The 21,764-nt window shown below is 41.8% G+C and carries 18 protein-coding genes and 1 pseudogene; 1 reads left to right on the top strand and 18 read right to left on the bottom strand.

Annotation, left to right across the window (positions count from 1 at the left end; all coding sequences use genetic code 11):
• The 17 genes from fliQ to GQS54_RS15635 all read right to left on the bottom strand — a co-directional run bounded on the left by fliQ (position 1) and on the right by GQS54_RS15635 (position 17,477).
• On the bottom strand, positions 1-270 hold the full coding sequence (fliQ, locus tag GQS54_RS15715; RefSeq protein ID WP_158770736.1) for a flagellar biosynthesis protein FliQ: 270 nt from the start codon (positions 268-270) through the stop codon (positions 1-3).
• Between the two features lie 2 nt (positions 271-272).
• Positions 273-1,028 carry a flagellar type III secretion system pore protein FliP gene (fliP, locus tag GQS54_RS15710; protein ID WP_166424920.1) on the bottom strand — a complete coding sequence of 252 codons (756 nt, stop codon included), beginning with the start codon at positions 1,026-1,028 and terminating at the stop codon, positions 273-275.
• Positions 1,021-1,521 carry a flagellar biosynthetic protein FliO gene (fliO, locus tag GQS54_RS15705; RefSeq protein ID WP_166424919.1) on the bottom strand — a complete coding sequence of 167 codons (501 nt, stop codon included), beginning with the start codon at positions 1,519-1,521 and terminating at the stop codon, positions 1,021-1,023. Before fliO ends, fliP begins: the two co-directional genes overlap by 8 nt.
• On the bottom strand, positions 1,481-1,876 hold the full coding sequence (gene fliN / locus GQS54_RS15700; RefSeq protein WP_166424918.1) for a flagellar motor switch protein FliN: 396 nt from the start codon (positions 1,874-1,876) through the stop codon (positions 1,481-1,483). Before fliN ends, fliO begins: the two co-directional genes overlap by 41 nt.
• Before the next feature lie 20 nt (positions 1,877-1,896).
• Entirely contained in the window at positions 1,897-2,955 is a 1,059-nt protein-coding gene (gene fliM / locus GQS54_RS15695) for a flagellar motor switch protein FliM (protein WP_158770740.1), read from the bottom strand.
• 18 nt (positions 2,956-2,973) lie between these two features.
• Positions 2,974-3,501, bottom strand: a complete 528-nt coding sequence (gene fliL, locus GQS54_RS15690) for a flagellar basal body-associated protein FliL (RefSeq protein WP_166424917.1) — start codon at positions 3,499-3,501, stop codon at positions 2,974-2,976.
• An 80-nt stretch (positions 3,502-3,581) separates the two neighbouring features.
• Entirely contained in the window at positions 3,582-5,924 is a 2,343-nt protein-coding gene (locus GQS54_RS15685; protein ID WP_166424916.1) for a flagellar hook-length control protein FliK, read from the bottom strand.
• A gap of 261 nt (positions 5,925-6,185) precedes the next feature.
• The gene (fliJ, locus tag GQS54_RS15680) at positions 6,186-6,626 is read right to left on the bottom strand and encodes a flagellar export protein FliJ (RefSeq protein ID WP_166424915.1); all 441 of its coding nucleotides are present in this window, start codon (positions 6,624-6,626) and stop codon (positions 6,186-6,188) included.
• Between the two features lie 102 nt (positions 6,627-6,728).
• The gene (gene fliI / locus GQS54_RS15675; RefSeq protein ID WP_166424914.1) at positions 6,729-8,063 is read right to left on the bottom strand and encodes a flagellar protein export ATPase FliI; all 1,335 of its coding nucleotides are present in this window, start codon (positions 8,061-8,063) and stop codon (positions 6,729-6,731) included.
• Positions 8,064-8,069: 6 nt separating this feature from the next.
• Positions 8,070-8,870, bottom strand: a complete 801-nt coding sequence (gene fliH, locus GQS54_RS15670; RefSeq protein WP_166424913.1) for a flagellar assembly protein FliH — start codon at positions 8,868-8,870, stop codon at positions 8,070-8,072.
• A 24-nt stretch (positions 8,871-8,894) separates the two neighbouring features.
• Positions 8,895-9,944 carry a flagellar motor switch protein FliG gene (gene fliG / locus GQS54_RS15665; RefSeq protein WP_166424912.1) on the bottom strand — a complete coding sequence of 350 codons (1,050 nt, stop codon included), beginning with the start codon at positions 9,942-9,944 and terminating at the stop codon, positions 8,895-8,897.
• Positions 9,945-9,997: 53 nt separating this feature from the next.
• Positions 9,998-11,704 carry a flagellar basal-body MS-ring/collar protein FliF gene (fliF, locus tag GQS54_RS15660; RefSeq protein ID WP_166424911.1) on the bottom strand — a complete coding sequence of 569 codons (1,707 nt, stop codon included), beginning with the start codon at positions 11,702-11,704 and terminating at the stop codon, positions 9,998-10,000.
• Positions 11,705-11,714: 10 nt separating this feature from the next.
• The gene (gene fliE / locus GQS54_RS15655; protein WP_166424910.1) at positions 11,715-12,056 is read right to left on the bottom strand and encodes a flagellar hook-basal body complex protein FliE; all 342 of its coding nucleotides are present in this window, start codon (positions 12,054-12,056) and stop codon (positions 11,715-11,717) included.
• A 250-nt stretch (positions 12,057-12,306) separates the two neighbouring features.
• Positions 12,307-13,650, bottom strand: a complete 1,344-nt coding sequence (locus tag GQS54_RS15650) for a sigma-54 dependent transcriptional regulator (protein WP_166424909.1) — start codon at positions 13,648-13,650, stop codon at positions 12,307-12,309.
• Between the two features lie 2 nt (positions 13,651-13,652).
• Positions 13,653-14,837: an ATP-binding protein gene (locus GQS54_RS15645; protein WP_166424908.1), complete on the bottom strand. Its 1,185-nt coding sequence runs from the start codon at positions 14,835-14,837 to the stop codon at positions 13,653-13,655.
• 145 nt (positions 14,838-14,982) lie between these two features.
• Positions 14,983-16,422, bottom strand: coding sequence for a sigma-54 dependent transcriptional regulator (locus GQS54_RS15640; protein WP_166424907.1), 1,440 nt, complete (start codon positions 16,420-16,422; stop codon positions 14,983-14,985).
• Between the two features lie 251 nt (positions 16,423-16,673).
• Positions 16,674-17,477, bottom strand: a complete 804-nt coding sequence (locus tag GQS54_RS15635) for a flagellin (RefSeq protein WP_166424906.1) — start codon at positions 17,475-17,477, stop codon at positions 16,674-16,676.
• A gap of 324 nt (positions 17,478-17,801) precedes the next feature.
• Between GQS54_RS15635 and GQS54_RS15630 the strand changes: the two genes are divergently transcribed.
• Positions 17,802-21,320, top strand: coding sequence for a 6-hydroxymethylpterin diphosphokinase MptE-like protein (locus GQS54_RS15630; RefSeq protein ID WP_166424905.1), 3,519 nt, complete (start codon positions 17,802-17,804; stop codon positions 21,318-21,320).
• A 215-nt stretch (positions 21,321-21,535) separates the two neighbouring features.
• Here GQS54_RS15630 and GQS54_RS23540 read toward each other — a convergent pair.
• Positions 21,536-21,634: pseudogene (locus tag GQS54_RS23540) on the bottom strand (hypothetical protein); the annotation flags it as partial.
• Between the last annotated feature and the right edge of the window lie 130 nt (positions 21,635-21,764).

Genomic DNA, 21,764 nt, shown 5'->3' with positions numbered 1-21,764 from the left:
TTAACCAACCACTTCCGGGATCCGTTCAACCATAGTGAAGGTAAAATCCATTAATTTTTGAACGAGCCAATGGCCACCCCAACTGAGCGATAAAAGGGTCACAATTAGGCGCGGTAAGAAACTCATCGTTTGTTCATTGATTGAGGTCGCAGCCTGAAACACTGCCACAATCAAGCCAACAAATAAACTGGGCAAAATGATGGCTGAAACCAACAATATTACCATATTGAGCGCTTCTTTTAGGATATCGACAAAGACCTCGGGTGCCATGATTAAGTCCCCATTCCAAAGCTATTAGCCAGTGTACCGAAAACTAAGTTCCAACCATCTACCAGTACAAATAGCATTAATTTAAACGGTAGCGACACTATCATGGGCGACAACATCATCATCCCCATCGCCATCAAGATAGAGGCAACCACGAGATCTAAAATTAAAAAAGGAATAAACAACATAAAGCCAATTTGAAAAGCTGTTTTTAACTCACTGGTCACAAACGCAGGGATCAACACATTCATGGGCACATCTGCTGGCTCCTGAAACTGGTCTTCATAGCCCCCTATTTTTACGAAGGTTTCTAAGTCTTTCACCCGGGTTTGCGCGAGCATAAAACCGCGCAAAGGCTCCTTGGCTAATTCGTATGCTTGAATAGATGTAATTTGCTCATTTAGGTAAGGTTGCAACGCTGTTTCATTAATTTTGTCAAACACCGGCGCCATAATAAACATTGATAAAAATAAGCTAACACCAATCAGAATCTGATTAGATGGCGATTGCTGTAGGCCAATCGCCTGGCGTAAAATTGATAACACTATGATGATGCGCGTAAATGATGTCATCATCATGATAAAAGCAGGCAGCAAACTTAGCGCTGTCATAATGGCCACGACTTGTAATGTCATCGTGTAGTCTTGTGAACCATCCGCATTTTCAGTCATGGTTAATGCAGGAATACCCGGCTCCGCGAATACCCAACTAGGGATGGCGATTAAAACTCCTGCAAGTAAAATTAGAATCACCTTATTCATCGCGCTCTCCCGCACTTTTTTTCGCGCCAGAATTGGCAGTCGGCTGTAACTTTCCAGCCATAAACAGACTAAGCTTGTCCTTAAAATTCTCACCTGATGGGGGCTTATCATTCGCGATAGGGTTATCTAGCTTAGCTAAATGGTTGATGTTTTGCGCTGTCACACCAATAAGATGCTGCTCACCTCCCACATCAATGACTAAGACGCGTTCTTTTGGGCCAGCAGCAAGAGAAGCAATGACTTTAAGTTGACCTGTACTTCCACCAGTGACGTTAAACCGTCGCATTATAAACGCCAACATAAAAATCACCGCTATAACCAGCAGTAAGGATAGAAAAATTGACACTATTGAAGTGGGATCAGAGAGAGTTTTTGCCTCAGCAAGAGCTGAATTAGGGGCTAAAAACAGAGGGCTCAGTAATATCCAAACCCTTGTTTTATAAGAGGTTTGTCTATCTGAGTTTTTTGATTCTTTCCAGTTGACTAATGACATCAGTTAATCGTATACCAAATTTATCGTTGACTACTACTACTTCACCATGAGCAATCAACGTGCCATTTACTAACACATCTAGTGGTTCACCGGCTACACGGTCTAATTCAACAACTGATCCTTGGTTTAACTGCAGTAAATTTCGAATACTGATATGGCTACGACCGACTTCCATAGAAATAGTCACAGGTATATCTAAAATCGTGTCTAGCTTACGTTTTTCCGCCGGCGATATGTCTTTGTCTTCTTCGAGCTCGTCATATTCGGCAACAGTCGCTTTACCATCTTTGCTTTCTACGTCGGCCTGTTCAGCCATAGCTGCAGCCCAATCGTCTACGCCGTCTTCTTCACTCATAATAATTGCCTCTTGATTGGTTACAAATCATCTTCAAGGGTTTGTAACTCGGCGTCACTATCTATTCTGCGACCGCCTTTGGTTAATAGTTGTAATTCCGATTTAACCGATGTGGGTCTCGGTATTTTTCCGGTAATTTTAAGTGCTAAATTATCTCTCGAGCGACCTAATTTGGCTCTAAAAGTAGGTAATTCTTCAATCATCACAGTGATGTGTTCCGGCATATCAATAGGAATAATATCCCCCGCTTTAAGATCCATAATCTTTTTCAAGCTAAGGGTTAAATCCATCATATGGGTGGATAGCTCGACTTTTACGTCCATTATCTCATCGCGGAGGGCCTTGCTCCAGCGCAAGTCGGTATCTTCCTTATCACTTTGCACACCAGCATCTAGCAACTCCCTTATCGGCTCAAGCATCGAGTAAGGCAATGACACATGGAAATCGCCACCACCACCATCAAGTTCAATATGGAACGAACTGATAACGACAACTTCTGTGGGACTAACAATATTGGCCATTGCAGGGTTAACTTCTGAATCCAAATATTCAAAGGATACATCCATTACTGGCGCCCAAGCCTCTTTGTAATCCTCGAAAATAAGTTTGAGCAGCATTTGAATGATACGGCGCTCGGTAGGCGTAAATTCTCGGCCTTCAATTTTGGCATGATAGCGCCCATCTCCACCAAAGAAGTTATCCACAAGTATAAAGACTAAACGAGCTTCCATGGTGATCAGTCCCGTGCCTTTTAAAGGACGAAAACGCACCATATTTAAACTTGTCGGCACGAACAGGGTGTGAATATACTCACCGAACTTAATCATTTGAATACCGTTAATCGACACTTCAGCCGAACGGCGCATCATGTTGAACAAACTGACCCGCATGTGTCTGGCAAATCGTTCATTAACGATCTCCAAAGTTGGCATTCTTCCCCTAACAATTCGATCTTGTGACGAAAAGTCATATTCAAGAGCGGTGCCATCTGCAATAGCCTCTTCAACGTCGTCTTCATCAACGTCATCTACTCCATGAAGTAGCGCATCGATTTCGTCTTGGGATAATAAATCGCTCAAACTCTTTCTCGCTTATTCTTATTGCATTACAAAACCGGTAAACAATACTTGTTCTACCAGTTCATTGCCCGCGACATCTTTCAAAGTTTTTTGTACTTCTTTTAGGGCGTTAACGCGAATGGCGGCCTTACCAGCCTCGGTTACTAAATCGTCGGCATTCGCCTGACTAAATGCCCGATTTAATGCTCCTTGAATCGACGGAATGTGCATTTTAACTTTTTCTTCTGCGCCACTGCCACGCACCATCAATTGAACTTTAATTTCAACTAATCGGTCCCTACCGGTGCCTGGAACATTAAATGTGATTGGATTAGGGATTGACACATACAAGGCGGCCCCCGCTTTAAGCTGAGCTGATGGTTCGCCCTGGTCACCTTCAACCATTTCCTGTTCGGTTCCTTCTACCATGGCTGCTTCATCTTCACCACCGAGTAAAAAATATGCAGCGGCACCACCACCAAGAAGTAATACAACTACGATGATGATAATCATCATAAGTTTACTCTTCTTGCCGCCCTCTTCCATTTGTAATTCTTCTTCAGCCATGACCACGCCTTGTATAATAATTTGCCAGTATTATCGTGCTTACGCAGAAAATCGCAATGGATAACCCATAACGCATTGCGTTAAACGAAGTAATCTATTCCACCTAATGCGCCATTAACAATAGGTTGCTGTAATACACCTTCGGGTACATCGGCTTCTGTTAATCCTGAGTTAGTACCCGTGCCATCTCTTTGACCAGCCATTTGTTGCTCACCTTGTTGTTCATTAGACTCTTGTTCTACTGATGATTGGCCTAACTCTATTCCTTTCTCAGCTAACATTTCTTTTAATCTAGGCGCAGCATTGTCTATCGCTTCTTTTGCATGAGCAGATTGAACAATAAAACTGACATTGGCAGATTCCCCTGTCACGGTCACCTTCACATGCATCGAGCCTAACTCAGCAGGATCTAGGCGAATATCCGCAACCAACTGGTTGGTATTAACCATAAAACGCACCTTTTCGGCCAACTGTTGATGGGCTTCGGGTTTGGTCAGATTAAGCGATTTATCTAATTGCCCCTGCTGTAATTGGCTTGCCTTACTGTGCTCAACCATATTAATGCCTTGCTCTCGATAAGTGGTACTCACCGATTGCTGATGGGCTGACTGCTCCAATGCTGTGCTCATAAGCTGAGCGACATCGAGTACCTGAAGTACTGAGCGTGTTGCCAAATCAACCTGTTCAGGTTTGACTGAAAGCATATTGCTTGCCAACTCTGGTGACGCTTTAATGGCGTCGCTCACTAAACCTTTTAAATCGATTCCCGGCTCACGTCCCTTTTCCAACTGCACTTTAACTTCTGCTAAGCCCGCTTTGAGCGCTGCGACGAATTCAGGTAGCCCTGCAGAATCAGCTGTAGGACGCAGCATAGTCAGTTCCGACGCAGTTGATGATTTAACATCTTGACGCTCTTGAACTGAAACTTCTTTCTCAGTTCCGGTTCCATTTATCTGCTGAAATTGTTTCGCTAACAACGACAACGCCTGCTCCAGTTTCTCGGGGGGCAGCTGCAATAGTGTTTGCAATTCAGGGTTGCTCTCCAATAAGGCTAATTCCTGTTGGGTGAGCTCGCCGTTTAGCGCCATTACATCGCTGTCCGGAGGGACAATATGACTATTAGTTGAAGCGGTATCAATATTCACATCATCACTTTGCTTAGGCTCGTTTGTGTCTTGCAAGGCGAGGTTATTTTCTAAAGGTATTTGCTCGGCTGTATCAAAAGGAGATAAATTCGAGACAGGTGTTGCCTCTGTACTCGATGATATTTTTTCTGAATCTATAAAGGTAAATAGAACATCGGCCAAGTGTGTCAATTCTTCGTCATTAAGCTCTGGGCTGACATCAAGTTCTGGATTGACATCAGGTGATGGCTCTATGTCCAAATTAACATTATTCAGCAAAGTGTGAAGTTGGGTATTTCTATCAATTTCTTCAATATTAGGGCTGGCAGTCATTTTCTCTTGGCTTGATAGCAACTGCTTTAGTGCTTCAAAAAGTTGAGGGTTATTCTCCAGCAAGGTCAACATTTCGCTATTGTCGTCAAGTACAGGAGTATTAACGATATTATTGCCTTGCTCAACGTCTTTAGTTTCGGCAACCATATTGTTTATTTTACTCAATAGAGTATGAAGTGCAGCCTGCTTCTTACCTTCAATCTTGCCGAGAAGATTTGTATCGTCTATTTCTATCACCGGCGGTAGCTCTTCACCAGTAACAGGCACTTGGCTAATTTCTGCATCATCACCAAGACTACTTGCTACCAATTTTTCAACAATAGACAACCAATGAGTGCCATTATTGTTGTCTTCTCGACTGCCTATTTCGCCACCATCGTTTAAAGGTAGAGTCACAGTATTCGTTGATAAGACATTAGATGTATCACGCTTTGTGTCATCAACGACAAGGCCAATACCATTTGCCTCTTCACCTGGCACTTTAACGTCAACCTCACTAATTGTCTTATCGCTTGCCTCATTAGCAGTTGGTTTTGTCACGTTATGGGGTAATAAAACATGTGGCTCATTGACCAGTTTTTGCCTGACAACATTATTTTTATTTTCTAGACTGGTTGATGCCTCGCCAGTGATGACATCGTGTTTGCCAACTGTTAAGTCCGAACTACTTTTATCGTTTTTTTCGGAAGGGATAACATCTTCAGTGCTTGGTTCGTTTTTGCTCTTACTCTTACTTTCAGTTTCAGTTTCAGTTTCACTTTTAGATACAGTAGCCTTTATTTGAGCGGCATTGCTCGTATCATTCGCTTTTACCTCAGCCCCTTTCGGCAAGTTGTGCAGGGCATTTTCTTTAGCAAGCATAGAAGCAAATTCTTCAGAATTTTGCAGTTTAGCCATTGTTTCATCACTAACTTCTACCGTAAAGGCGGCAATCTCTGATTTAGTGGTGGCAATTTGTTGCAGCATTTAAGCTCCTCGGCACAACCGTGCAAATAGTAAATTAATCACGTAAAAACAGTTGGTTGTGATGAAAAAACCAATAATAGAGAATGGTAGATATAGTATTTTCATCACAAAACCTTATTGTTTTTACGTTTGTAACCCATTACAGCAATGTTCGTTCCAATTTGAATAAAATTAATTATTCCGACTAAATGATAGTGGGTAAGCATAGGTTACAAAGTTGAGTTGAACGGAAAAGTACACAAGATAGTGATGATATAAACATTATTTTGAGCGGATGAATTTCTGTAACGCTAACTCGTCAAGCATTTGCTGCTCAGCTTTATCTTGGCGGTGCTGAATTTTTAGCAGCTGTTTGGCAAGCAACATCTCTACCGCTTTTCGCTTGCGCTGTTGTGCTAACCATTGGGTTTTACGTTGTTCTGCTACGACTAAGGCATTACTAACTTGCTTAGTTTGTTGCTCGCACGCAGCATCTATTTTACCGACGAATGATTGATGTTGACCAAAGTTCTTCCCAGCTATACCGAGCTGCCCCTTGCGGATCCCTTCTTTTAAGTAGTTAACTCGGTATTGTTCAAGACCAGTAAGTTTATTTTGGTTATCCATCACATTTTGTTGAGCAAGCTGATAATCCGTCGCCATTTTTTGTTCTTTACGTCGCTCCCAATCGGCGACCATTTGCAATTGTTTATTCACGGCCATAGTGAGCTCCTTATTAAGCTTAACTCGGTGCGGTTAGTATCTAGCGGTTGCTACTCATTAATGTGCTTGTCTTCGAGTAAATTAGACCATTACCACAAAATGCTATGCTGGACCTAACCCTGTGCCTAGTTTACTCATGGTTTCAACACTCTCGTCAAAAGATATAATTTGCTGCATACCTTGTTGTAAAAAGGCATTGATCGCCGGTTCTGCCTTTATGGACAAGTCAATTCTTGGGTCGTTACCTCGTGTATATGCACCTATGCTTATCAAATCGCGATTTCGTTGGTAAGTGGAATAAACTTGGCGTATGCGCCTAGCAACTTGAAGATGTTCAGGGCTGACCACCATTGGCATAACTCGGCTAATAGATGCTTCAATATCAATAGCCGGATAATGACCCGAATCTGCCAGCTCTCGTGACAACACAATATGGCCATCTAAAATAGCTCGAGCTGAATCCGCGATGGGGTCTTGTAAATCGTCGCCTTCGGTCAAAACGGTATAAAACGCTGTAATTGAACCTTGATTTTCTGCTCCGTTTCCAGCACGTTCTACTAAAGCGGGAAGACGCGCGAAAACAGACGGTGGGTATCCCTTCGTCGCGGGCGGCTCACCGACAGCTAATGCTATTTCACGCTGCGCCATGGCGTATCGTGTGAGTGAGTCAATCAACAGCAACACATTCATGCCTTTATCGCGGAAATATTCCGCTATGGTAACCGCTGTTTCGCATCCTTTTAAGCGCATTAAGGGCGATGTATCAGCTGGCGCGGCGACCACCACAGATTTTTTGCGCTCTTCCTCACCTAAAATATCTTGAATAAATTCTTTCACTTCTCGGCCCCGCTCACCGACTAACCCAACAACGACGACGTCGGCGGTTGTGCCACGAGTCATCATTCCAAGCAAAACGCTTTTACCTACTCCACTACCTGCAAACAAGCCCATGCGCTGACCACTACCGACAGTAATCATGCTATTAATCGCTCGAACACCTACATCTAGTGGCTCTTTAATCGGTTTTCTAGTTAACGGGTTCATTGGTGGTCGTGTTAAGGGCACACGCTTCTCTGCTTTAATGGCGCCTAACCCATCTAAAGGCTGGCCATTACCGTCGACCACTCGGCCTAATAACGACATACCAACAGGTAAACCTTGCTCACGATTTAAAGGTTGAACTCGCGAGCCAGGCACTATGCCTTTCACTGCCTGAGTGGGCATTAAGTAGGTAATATGCTCAGCAAATCCTACTACTTCAGCTTCAATCTCACCGTCTACGGTCTGAATTAAGCACTGACTTCCAACTGGCATATGGCAGCCTACGGCCTCCAGCGTTAAACCAATACCTCGAACTAGCTTACCCGCTGCAACAACGGGTGCTTTTGGCACCTGTTGTTGCAACGCTTTAATATTTTTTAATATATTGCGTGTCATCGCTAGCTAGTCATCCTCGCCAGAGGGAATGGTATCTAAGCCTTGCTCCAACATAAATTTGTCCAGTACATCTTTAACTCTGCGCTCTACGCTCACGTCGACCGCATTACTTTGCGTTACGATATCGCAACCACCTTGAGACAACGTCGGAACTTCGATCAACTGCCAACCATGTTTTTCAATTTCCTGTTCGCTAAAGTGTTCGTTAACTAACTTAATGTCATCTGGATGCAAATGAATTTGATATTCGCGTTCATTGATTGGTAACGCTTTAATACCTTCACTAATAGCATTAAAAATAATATCTGAGTTAGTTTTAACTTCAGCTCGAATTACAGATTTAGCCAAAGATACCGCCAATAAAACTAACTCTCTTTGTAACTCTTCTTCTACCAAATCTACCGGTTTGTGTAACGTAGCTAGCAGCGATTGCCAACTTTCCAATTGCTGATTAATTGCTTCCTTTGCTTCTGCGAGTCCTTGCGCCTTTCCCTCTTCTAAGCCTTCGGTAAGCCCTTGTTCTTTGCCCTGTTCGAGTCCTTCTTTATAACCCTTTTCAAAGCCTTCTTTTTGCCCTTCTTCAAACCCGTCAGTTTGTGCGGCAGCTCTAATCGATTCAATTTCTTGCGCAGTAGGAGGAGTGAAATGATCTTCTTCTTCTGAATCTTGTTCGGGGGGTTCATACTTCCAAGTCGAACGTTTGTTTAACGCATTCGTACTGGTATCACTGGCCTTACGTTCATCCTCGACGAAAGGTAAGTCCCAAGCACTGACTGATTCATCTTGCTCACTATCGAAATCGTTCATACCTTACGGCTACTATTAACAAGCTTATAGGAATTCATCACCGCCACCTCCACCAAGCATAATTTCACCTGCATCAGCCAAACGACGAGCTACGGATAAAATTTCTTTTTGCGCAGCCTCGACTTCGCTTAAACGCACGGGACCAAGTGCTTCTAGATCATCGAGCAACATATCGGCCGCACGCTTAGACATATTCGAGGTGATTTTAGTTTTCAGTGCCTCATCGGCGCCTTTAATCGCTTTGAGTAATGCATCTTGTTGCACTTCTCGTAAAATAGCTTGAATCGCTCGGTCGTCTACATCTGCTAAGTTATCAAACACAAACATAAGATCTTGAATTTGCTGGCTCATTTCTTCGTCTTGCTCGCGAATAGCATCCATCAACTGACCTTCGATGTTGGTGTCTAAGTAGTTCATAATATCGGCTGCAGATTTTAAGCCACCCATTTTGGCAGCTTGGGTTCCCGCTTGCCCGGCAAATTGTTTTTCCATAATTTCATTTAATTCTTGTAATGCAGCGGGTTGAACTTCTTCTAGATTAGCGACGCGCATCATTAAATCTAAGCGCACTTTTTCAGGGAACTGAGCAAGAATTTCAGCTGATTGCTCCGCGTCTAAGTAAGACATTACGATGGTTTGAATTTGTGGGTGTTCATTGCGAATAATGCTGGCCACTTGCTTAGAATCCATCCATTTAAGTGAATCAAGACCTTTAGCACCTGTGCCCATTAGAATTTGGTCGATAAGGTTAGCGGCTTTGTCTTCACCTAAAGCGGAGGTTAACGCACGTTTAACGAAGTCTTGGCTTTGGAAGCCAATCGTACTGTATTTTTGAATTTCATCTATAAAATGCTTATGCACAGCGGTGATTTTTGACTGCGTCATATCTTCAATTTGGGCCATCGCCTGCCCTAATTTTTGGACCTGTTTAGGTTCAAGATGTTTAAGTATTTGTGCCGCGTCTTCTTCCGTTAAGCTGAGCAACAAAATGGCAGCCTTTTCAACGCCTTCTAATTTACCAACGTCGTAACCACTATCCCCAGTCGTTTCAGGTGCTGCTATTTCATCTGGCATGGTGTTAATCTCTTACTCGTAACATAGGTATGCGTTGCATACATTAGCGATATTTATTCGTCTTGTAATAACCAATTTTTTACCACTTGAGACGATAACTCAGGCTCGTTTGCCACCAAGGCTCGCACGGCTTTGAGTACATCTTCATCCTTGTGCAAATCTGGCAACATAAAGCTGCCGTCTGCCGCAAATCCAACTTGAGAATCATCGAACTCTTGCGAAAGCATACTAATCGTTTCATCACCTAAGTCTAGTCCCTCATCGGCATCAAAGTCATCATTTGTCTTAGTATCTTCAGGGTATATTAGTTTCCGTAACATTGGGCGTACAACCGCTAAAATAAGTACAATAATAACTAACCCGCCAATAACCAATTTGAGAATTGGCATAAACTTGGGATCTTCCCATATAGGTAGCTCTTCAAACGCCACCTGGCCTTCGCGACTAAAGGGAATGCTGACTACCTCAAGTGAATCCCCACGGGTCACATCAAAGCCTATACCACCTTGTAATAAGCGGCGAATATCAAGTAACTCAGCCTGAGAACGAGGAACAAATGTATTTGTGCCGTCTTCGGCTACGCTGGCAACATGATCCAGCGCAACAGATACACTTAAGCGACGAATAACACCCGTTTGTTGCTTAGTATGGCTGATGGTGGTATCCAGTTCGTAATTTCTGGTTTCTTCTTTGTGATTGCGTCCCGGCGTAGACGTTTGAGCACTACTAGAATTAGCTTCTTCCGGAATATTCGAATCAAGCGGAGGCTGGTTGGTTAAGGCGCCAGGAATGCCCGCAATGACGCCACCGATACTGTTATCTTCGACGGTCATTTCACTACGAATCGCTGGCAAATCAGGATTATAACTACGCTTAGTTTGCTCTACCGCGGTAAAATCCATAGTCACATCTGCTTGCGCGGTATAATTACCTAACCCAAGAACTGGAATTAAAATCGAATCAATTTTTTGCAAATACTCACTTTCACGTTTGCGCTCCATTTCAAATTCTTTCTTGCTTCGCGCAGCTTCACTGTCTTGTGAACCTGAGTTGAGTAACCGGCCATTACTATCAGTAACCGTGACACGTTCAGGCTCTAGCCCTTGAACGGCAGAGGCCACTATATCGACAATTGAGCTTACTTCTTCACTTGATATAACAGCTCCCCGTCTTGGCGTGATAACGACAGTGGCACTGGCTTTTTTCTCGCGACGAGCGAATACATTTTCTTTTGGTAATGCTAATAACACTTTAGCCCGCGTGACAGCACTCATTTCTTCTAACGTTCGTGCGAGCTGTTGCTCCCTGGCATGCTTCAAGCGTACTTTTTCGACCCTTTGGCTTACCCCAAATCCCATATCTTGCATAATGATGTCGGTGCCTTCTGAGGCCCCTTGACTCAAACCTTGGCGTGCCATCCCAAGCTTAATGTTCTGGTATTGATCAGAACTGACGTAAATAGTGTTGCCTTCTAAGCGATAGTCAACTTGGTTTTGATCAAAGTAGTCTAACGTTTCAATTAATTCTTGCGTTTGCATTCTCGCCAATGGACGATAATCAGGCTCTTGCGCCCAAATCATAATGAACACCGCGATAGCCACACAGATAACCAAAGCCACGACTAAAGTGAGTTGACGAACCATATCAGTCGAACCCAATGAGTCCATAAATCCAGATTTTTGCTCTGCATCTGAACCGCCTGAGTATTGATCTACGTTGGCGTTACTCATTGCCAATTCTGTACCTGTTGCTTCAGCCACGTGTTAGCTCCTAAACCGGCATGTTCATAATTGTTTTATAAGCTTCCAGTACTTTGTTACGTACTTGAATCGTCGCCTCGAACGCTATTCCTGACTTTTCTTTAGCCAACATTACGTCCGCTAAGCTCAAGCTTTTATCACCCATTTCGAAACGTTCCGCTTGGCCTTTCGCATCTAACTGCATGCTATTAACTGACTCAAGAGCGTGACCAAGCATATCGGCAAAGTTCTGACCGGAAGGATTAACTTGTCCGCCGTTTAAGCTGGCCGGATTAAGCTCACCAAGCCCTGCTTTACTTTGTAAAGCCATGCTTTGCATATCTTGATAAAGTGACTGTGCTTTGATATCCATGATGCGCTCCTGGCGTAATAACGAGATGACGGTTTTATGTCTTACTTAAGACAAAAGCAAAGTTAGTGCCAAGTAATTTATTCTATATATATCAATAATTTAAAGGCTGAAAACAGAATGATTTATGCCATGACGGTTTATTGACGTGATGGATTACTGGGAAAATAGATCAGGTAAGAAAAACCGCCTAGGAAATAGGCGGTAGATAATTATTCGATGACAATACCATTATGCCGTTAACGACTATTAATCAAGCAGGAAGGTCGATCCCAACTTCACGCATTTTAGCCAGTTTGTAACGCAATGTACGAGGGCTTATGCCAAGTCGCTCTGCTACATCTTTCCTACGCCCTTGGCAAGATTGTAACGTATCCAAAATGATTTGATGCTCTTGTTGGCGTAGTTCTGAGCCTAATTTACTCTCGTCTTCCTCAATAATATGCTGAGTATTTTGACTCAAGTCGCTTTCAACAGATTCCAACATTAAATCTTCAGCTTCTATTTTTTCACCATCACACAAAATTAATGCTCGTTGCACAACGTTTTCCAATTCACGAACGTTACCAGGCCAATTATGTTGCAGCATTTTACTGCGAGCAGATGACGAAAAGCCGATATTACCCGCCCCCTGTTTGCTGCGATGGCGCACAACCAGATGCTCTGCTAATGGCACAATATCACCTGGGCGCTTATCAAGAGGAGACCATGTTAACGGAAATACATTTAAGCGATAATACAAATCTTCACGAAATAAACCATCTTCAACCGTCTGGCGAATATTACGATTACTTGTTGCTACCACACGTACATCAAGGGGGATCATTTTTCGGCTACCTAAACGTTCCACTTCTTTTTCTTGCAGTACACGCAATAGCTTAGCTTGTAACCCTAAATCCATTTCACTAATTTCGTCGAGCAAAATGGTACCCCCTTGGGCCTGTTCAAACTTGCCAGGGCAAGCTTGAATAGCTCCGGTAAATGCACCTTTATCATAACCAAATAACGTCGCTTCAAGCATATTTTCAGGAATGGCGGCGCAATTTATGGCAACAAAAGGCTGATCAGCACGAGACGACTGGTCATGTATATATCGCGCCAGTACCTCTTTACCTGAGCCGCTGGGCCCTAAAACCATTACCGTTGCATCTGACTGTGCTACGCGCTGAGCCAATTTCAATAACTTAATACTAGTCGGGTCCGCTACAATGGGTCTATAAGACAGTACCTTTTGTGCAGGTGCGTAACGGCCTACTAGATTAAGTAAGACTTCTGGGGCGAAGGGTTTTGACAAATAATCCGTTGCGCCATCACGCATGGCAACAACAGCATCATTAATTGTCGCGTAAGCTGTCATCAGCAACACTGGCACATTAGGATACTTATTTTTCAAACTGCGCAAAAGTGATAACCCGCTCATTTCGCCCATTTGAATATCGCTGACCACCAGATCAATTGCCTCTTGGGCCATCATAACCATTCCACGCTCGGCGCAATCAGCTTCTAACACGTTATAGTTACCGAGCAACAAAGTATCAACCAACGCCTCTCGTAAACCTGCATCGTCCTCGACAATTAAAATCGTTGTTTGAGACATAATTAACCCCTCGCCTGTTGGGCGTTATTGCTTGTGGCTCCGGCGGGTAAATGTTCATCACCGGTTCGAGTTAAAATGGGCAGCACTATGCTAAAACACGCGCCACCGGAAACTAAATTTGATACAGAGACTTCACCTTGATGAGATTGAACGACCGTTTTTACAACCGCTAAACCTAATCCAGTGCCCTGACTTCTAGTAGTAAAAAACGGTTCAAATATATGCTGAATTTTATCTTCACTAATTCCAGGCCCATTGTCCGTAACCGTTAAGCGCATGCAATCCGGTTTTTGTGGGTCACGCTCAGCACTGAACACGATCCTTGCATCCGAAGGCTTGGCAATTAAAGCATTGTGGATTAGGTTTTGAATAGCGCCACATAACGCCGTTTTATTACCTATGAAATGGATATTAGGATCGGGCAAAATAACATCAAAAACGGCATTACTTCTATTGAGCATAGCTTCGCTACCCGCCTTAACGTCTAGCATCATGTCTTCGAGTGAGATATCAGTGAGTACCTGTTCGTTGCCACTTTTTGCAAACAGCAACATATCATTCACTTGCCCTTCAAGATCACGCAGTCGCGACAATAGTTTTTCGCTAAAACGGCGTCGTGATTCTTGCGGTAAATCACTACTCGCGAGGTTAGCGGCGTAAAGCATAGCAGCAGATAAAGGCGTACGAATTTGATGGGCCAAAGACGCAACCATTTTACCCAAAGATGATAATTTTTGAAGGTGTCCAATACGTCGCTGAAGGTGACGAGTTTCAGTTAAATCTGTCAGTACAATAAGTTGGCCTGGTTCATTGACCAAAGGGGTGATGGACAATTTAACTTTGCGCCCATCAAATAAAGAGACCTCGTGGCCATCGTCTGCTTGAGGCCGAAAAGAGCGTTTGATGATATTACGCCAAACTTGGCCTTCTAAAGGCTCACCCAACAATGATCTGGCTAAATGATTAGCCTGTTTGACAAAACCTTTACCGTCAATAACCACCACGCCTGCAGGCATTACCTGTAGTAGATGCTCTAAACGCGTGGCTTGTTGGCGCAAAGCCTGAATTTCTTGGGCGCTTTGAGTCGTGGCGTTCGCAGACTCGACGGAATTAGAAAACGATATGACAGCCCCATTTTGGGAAGGCGTCTGTTTAGCCGTTACGGTATGTAAATTACTTAGTGCCATATGTTCCTCACGTCAAAACTTAGACAGATTGAATACAGCAATAAGGTAAGCACATCCTGTGCCAATAAATTAAATGATTATAATCAGTAACTTGCGAATATTAAGGTGTCATTTTTTTGTCGAATGAGAAATGGTTATGAAGGGTTTAAGCTTTGCTTATATCGTACTTACGCATCTTTTCAACGAGTGTGGTACGGCGCATACCTAATACTTCCGCAGAACGGGCTACAACCCAATCTTGTTGTTCCAGTGCTTGGGAAATCAAGCTGACTTCCATTTCAGATATATATTCTTTGAGGTTAATTCCCTCCGGCGGCAGTTCGGTAGAATTAATACTGTCATCAACCACTTCATCGTCGTCATCGTCACTTTGTGCATCCGCCGAAAATAACGCATTGAGAGCTTCCCGCTCTAGGACTTCTTCTGGATAATCCGGCTCATAATCATCCACATCTAAATGGCGATATTTGTGCGGTAAGTCTCCAACGTCAATTAGCTGATTAGGATGAAGGATCATCAATCGCTCAACGAGGTTCGACAGCTCTCGGACATTCCCCGCCCAACTATGTTCCATTAGCGACTTCATGGCGTTTTCAGTAAATTTAATTTGAGCATTTTCACGTTCCATTCTTGAAACTAGCTCTTGCAATAATAGTGGAATATCTTCGTGACGCTCGCGTAATGCGGGGCTGTCGATAGGAAAAACATTGAGACGATAATATAAGTCTTCACGGAAACGACCTTGTTCAATCATTTCCTCGAGGTTTCGATGCGTCGCTGCCACCACACGCACGTCACAACGAATAGGTTTCATGCCGCCTACTCTCTCGTAAGTGCGTTCCTGCAACACTCGTAATAATTTAACTTGCATTTGCAGAGGCATATCGCCAATTTCATCCAGAAATAAAGTGCCACCTTCAGCGAGCTCAAAACGCCCTTTACGTGCGCTTATAGCACCTGTAAACGCGCCTTTTTCATGACCAAAAAGCTCACTTTCAAGCAGCTCTCCAGGGATCGCTCCGCAGTTAACAGGAATAAAGGTGTTGTTACCGCGTTTCGATAAGTAATGTACATTTCGCGCGATAACTTCTTTACCCGTACCCGACTCACCTAAAATAAGCACATTAGCGTCTGTTGGAGCTACTTGCTCAATAAGATGACGTACGCTTTGTATTTGCTTACTTTTGCCGACTAAACTACGAAACAATTTTGTTTTGTTCTGCGGTGTCGTTTTACGGTTGGGCTGCATACGACGGTGCTCTTGGCAACGATGCAGCATTTGCGTTAACAAGGGATAAGTTACTGCTTCGTCAACGGCGCCTACTCGGTTAGCACCTGACTTAAAATTAGGATCTTTATCACCAACTAAAATAAAAGGCTGTTGGGGAAATTTATCACACAGTTCACCTGCCAATTCCATATTTAATGCGTCAATCAATACTGCATCAAATATTGAGTGAGATTTGAGGGTGCTGACAGCCTGTTCAAAGGCGATAGCAGAACTGCTTTCGCCTAAAAAGGTCAATATGGTGTTCAGATTATGCCCGAGCGTGGGTCGCCCACTGATAATCAGAATATTACTCATGCATCCCTCAATCTTTTCTTGTTAATTAACTGTTTTACTTCTGGTTTTAATTTTAACCAAACACTGGTGGATAGCAATAGAGGAATGAACCCTAAATATCTTTACGCATGGAATAAAAAATAAATATTAATAATAACAACAAGTTAAAAAAACCGCTATACACTAATGGCTAACGCTTTTAGTCTCTATTTGGACATTTAATCGGCAAAAAAAAAGGTCAAAAATGACCTTTTTTTTTATCTGCTCAGTTATTAACCGTTCAATAGACTTAACACTTGCCCTTGTTGTTGATTTGCCTGCGCCTGAACCGAAATGCTCGCTTGCCCTAATATGTTAGCTGATGCGCTATCAGCTGTCGCTTGCGCATAGTCGGTATCCTGAATTCTACCGCGAGCGGCAGCAACGTTTATATTAGATTCTGTTAAATTGCGTGCTGCGCTCTCAAGCTGATTTTGCGTGGCACCTAAATCCGCTCTAGCGGCACCAATAAACTCTGCGGCATCGTCAGCGGCAAGCAGTGCATCTTCCGCACCTTGCGCCGTGCTTAAATCGACATTTAGCACATCAGTCAAATTAGCTGCGATATCTTGTGTGCCAACACCGATTTTCTGCCCTGCATTTGCCCCAACTTGAAAGTCAATATTGCTATCGCTGCTCAAAAGGGACTTTCCTGCGAACTCAGTCTGCTCGATAGTTTGCGAAATATTATCTTGAAGTTGGGTAACTTCAGCTTGAATAGCTTGTCGGTCAGCATCATTGAGAATGCCATTGCCGGCTTGAACTGACAACTCTCGAATGCGACTCACATCGTCATTTATACCAGAAAGGCCGCCTTCAGCTACCTGTGTTAACGACACACCATCATAAGCGTTTGTAACCGACTGACGGTTACCTTCTACCTGAGAGGTCAACCGATCGATTATCTGCTGAGCTGCAGCGCCATCAGCCGCACTGTTAACTTTTTTACCTGATGCGAGCTTCTCAAAAATCGACTCTTGCTTGTTCTGAACTTGCTGCAACAAAGATGAGTTCGATTCAGTATTTAAGTTAATCATATTTATCCTCCTCAGAACTGCACCTAGCAGCTCTTCAAAACCTTTTTTGAGTGTAGCAATATATGGGTCAAAAAGTAAGCAATCGTTGTGTATGCAATTTAATAACAAACAGTATATTTTAATACCGCGTGCGTATTATAAAAAGTACAAATCCCTCGAGCCTGTTTTTTATAAAATTGCTTAGGTAAACTTTGTGTCAATTAACCGACAACTAAACAGGCCTAGTTTTTGCTAAGCTTGAAATATCTATTTTTAGTAAGTAATACTCATATCCTTCACTCGAAATGAGTTAAATTAAAAACCCATAAAATAATTAAGTGAGCCATGCTAAAAAATATACGTCTACACTTAGAAAAAGATGAAGAAAAACAAGCCTCTCTTGATGATATTCTGGCCAAAAAAATTGTTGAAACACGCAGAAATAACATCAATGCATTTCAGCGGAATATCCCATCGCTTCTTCCGTATATTACTGAGTCTAAGCTCAGTAATTTATCTTTGTTTAACAATAAGTATGGTGAAACGAACATAGTTGACTATGGCGTAGGCAGAACACTTTATGGCTTTCATCCACAACAAGAAATAGAGCAACAAGTTTTCCAAGCTCTGCGCCGCAGTCCGCGTATCAATCTCATTCATCCAAATGGACATGTAATTCAAACCGAATCGCCAACAGATCCTTTCGATTTTACTCAGCTTAAGACTTTTAAAGTTGAACACGCCCAAAGCCCTATGCCAGAAGAGATCGATTGCCTGGTTATATTAGGTTGTGGTCTTGGGCTTCATATAAAGCGTTTGCTCGAAGAGCGTACGATCAAAAACTTGATCATTTATGAGCCTGAAATTCAATACTTTCAATGCTCAACGATGGCTATCTCATGGTCAGATATTTTTGCTCTAGCGAAAGAAAAAGGAACTGCATTATTTCTTCAGATTGAAAAAGACGGCAGAGATTTAATAAGTGATGTAACGGAACTCAAAGAACACAGCGAAATTACCCATTTTCATATTTATAAGCATTACAATCATCAGGTTTTTGACTCAGTTTATCGTGATGTATGTGAACGTAGTTGGAAAGATATATGCAATAGTGGCTTTACCATTTCGCCAGTCAAAAATCATCTAGAATACATACCGAATTGGACACCTAAAGTTGATTTATCAACGCAGTCAGCGGTATCTATTCAAGACTCCTTATTCAAGCAAAATTTAGCAGCATTCGAAAAATACTTCCCGAATATTTATGCACAGTACAAAGATTATAAACCGAAAATATGGTTGCCGATTAAGAGCCAATCTACAGAAATAAATGTACTGAAGGCCGAATGTTTAAATACTTGGTATGGTGACTCGCCCAAACAAGATTGTTTTTTGAATTTTGATAACTTTAACGAACAACCTAATAAAGATGGCTTAATTTTAGGTTATACAGGAAAGAAATTAGCGCACTATATTCACTACCAATTTGTTAATGAAACACAAAAATTATTAGAGGAGGCCAAAGAAGAAGTCGGTGCATTGCCTGATAAAGTCCCTTCCATTATTATGTTTGGACTGGGGGTAGGCTATCAATTAGAAAAATTACTTATAGAACATACAGTAGAAAAAATCTTCATTTGTGAACCCAACCCTGACTTTTTCTATGCCTCTCTATTTGCGCTCGATTGGCAAAATATATTCGAAACAATCAAAGAATCAGAGTCGCGTATTTACCTTAATATAGGTGATGACGGCACAAATTTATTCAGAGACTTACTAAGGCAATTCTACGCAATTGGCCCCTATATCCTAAATAGCACATACTTCTATCAAAGTTACTACAACGCCTCTTTAAACTCTGCAATCAGCCAACTCAGAGAGCAGTTGCAAATAGTGATATCCATGGGTGAATACTTCGACCACGCCTATTATGGTATCGCTCATACAAAAGAAAGCATGAAGCGGAAGATCCCTGTATTGGCCGCAAATCCCACGAGTAAACTTAGTTATGACGATAAAGAAGTTCCAATATTTATCGTTGGTAACGGCCCGTCCTTAGACAGCTCTATCGAAGCCATTAAAGAATGGCAAGGTCAAGCCATTGTAGTTAGCTGTGGCACTGCACTACAAGCCTTGCATATACATGGAATTACCCCAGACTTTCATGCAGAGATTGAGCAAAACAGAAGCACATTTGATTGGGCTGTGCTAATAGGCGATTTAGATTACTTAAAGAACATTACCCTTATATCGTGTAATGGTATCCATCCCGACACTTGCGACTTATACAAGGATGTTTTAATAGCGTTTAAAGAAGGCGAATCCTCAACCATATCTGCATTAAACGTATTAGGTCGCGAGAACTTTACAACACTACTCAATGCGTTTCCCACTGTAAGTAATTTTGCTATCGACTTATTTAGCACCATTGGGTTTACTAATATTTATCTACTAGGCGTTGACCTGGGGTTTGTAGATGTTAAACATCACCATTCAAAGTCGTCAGGTTATTATCTAAAAAATGGACAAGAGACTTATGACTATGCTGAGAAAAACAATACTTCGTTAATTGTACCCGGCAATTTTCGCCCAACCGTTAATACTAAACACGAATTTAAAGTGTCTAGGCAAGTTATTGAACAAGTCACAAGTTCAAAACCTAAAGACCAAACTTTTTACAACTGCAGTGATGGGGCCAAAATTAAAGGTACATTACCCATAAGAACGGATAATTTATTAATCGTTTCAACTGTTGAGCAAAAACAGCAATTGCTTAAGCAACTAAAAACCGTTGTCTTTTCAACAGATAGCCTCGCGAACTTCACCAATAAATTTGACAAACATTACTCTCAAGAGTTGTTAATAAAAGAACTTGAAGCTTTAGAGTCACTATTAGTAGTAGAACTTAAAACCACAGAAGATGTAAATCGACTGATTAATTCTCAAAAAGAAATGTTATTTACATCATATAAAAATGGCAGGTCGTTATTATTTTATTATTTGTATGGGACTGTAAATTATGCGAATGCCTTGTTAAGTAAGTTACAAAACACACCTCAGCACTCCAAGTCCGTACCAAAGGCTTTTATCCAAACAAAAGAAAAATGGTTAGAAACTATTGGAAATATCAAATTCCTAATGAAAGATAATGAAGAAGAGGATTTTGATGTATCCTCTTTCAATATAATTAAAAGAGAAAGCAAGAAACTAGAGAACCACTGTGGAAATTGTTCAATATTAATTGCTACAGACTCATCAATATTTACGAAAAGTTTGAAGTTTATTCTAGATAGTGAATTCTCATGGATTAACAAAATTGACTTTTTAAGCACTCAGCAATTAGATTCGTATAAAAAAACTCCAGATTATGCAATATATCATTTAGAAGACTTGAAAAATGCCAGCGTATTAGGAAAAATAAACACCATAATCACATTGAAATCCGATGAAGCCTCCCCTCTCGATTATAATGGGATTACATATTTAAAGTCACCCGCGATTAAAAGTGAAAAAATATTTGATAGTCCATTATTTTTAGCAAGAGTGGCGATCTTATCCTGCCTTAGTGAACAGAAATGTAATCTAATACTTCCTAAGTACAGAGCTCTACAAAATATTGATTTAGAAGAACATGTCTTCAATATACCAGCAGAAAGATATATAGCATTTGACAATAGTTGTTACATTTCCGTGTTTCTACGAGGTAATTTTAAACAATCCAAAAAAGTACTAAATAATGGTACCAGAACAAAAAAAATAACCGGTTCATTAAAAATTAGACAGTTGATATTTCAATTAATGACAGAAATAGACTTTTCTACACATAAACAAAAAGTTCTAGATTTATTGGACTCTAAAATTTAAGGGCAAGCTATTAAGCGACTATTAACTTGGCCAAATAGAGACAACTATCTTGAACGGTCGCTCTGTTAAGATTCGATAATGAAATTCGGAGGGAATTCAGTGTCGGGCCATCACATTATTGGGAGGCAAATCAGGTTATATATGAAGTTACGAGAGTATTTCACACAAGAAGTCGCAGCGAGTAAAGCCAGCATTTCTGTCAGCACAGCGGGTCGTATTGAAGCTAATCGACAAAGCTCAGGAACGGCTAAGCCGTTCTCATTCTGTTTCAATATCGCCAATATCTGACTGTCGGCATATCTTGATTTACGCATAAAAACGCCTTCGTTTTAGTTTAACGAGAATTTCTTCTTAAAACTGCTCCGACTGTTCTGGTCAACTCCAACCGGACACTCTCTTTTGAGATATTTCATATTTAATCGGTGACATATTGCCATTTGCTGT

The organism is Paraglaciecola sp. 20A4 (assembly GCF_011378905.1).
Classification (GTDB): Bacteria; Pseudomonadota; Gammaproteobacteria; order Enterobacterales; family Alteromonadaceae; genus Paraglaciecola.
Note: the sequence above shows the minus strand (reverse complement) of the source record. Positions and strands in the feature narration are given on the sequence as shown.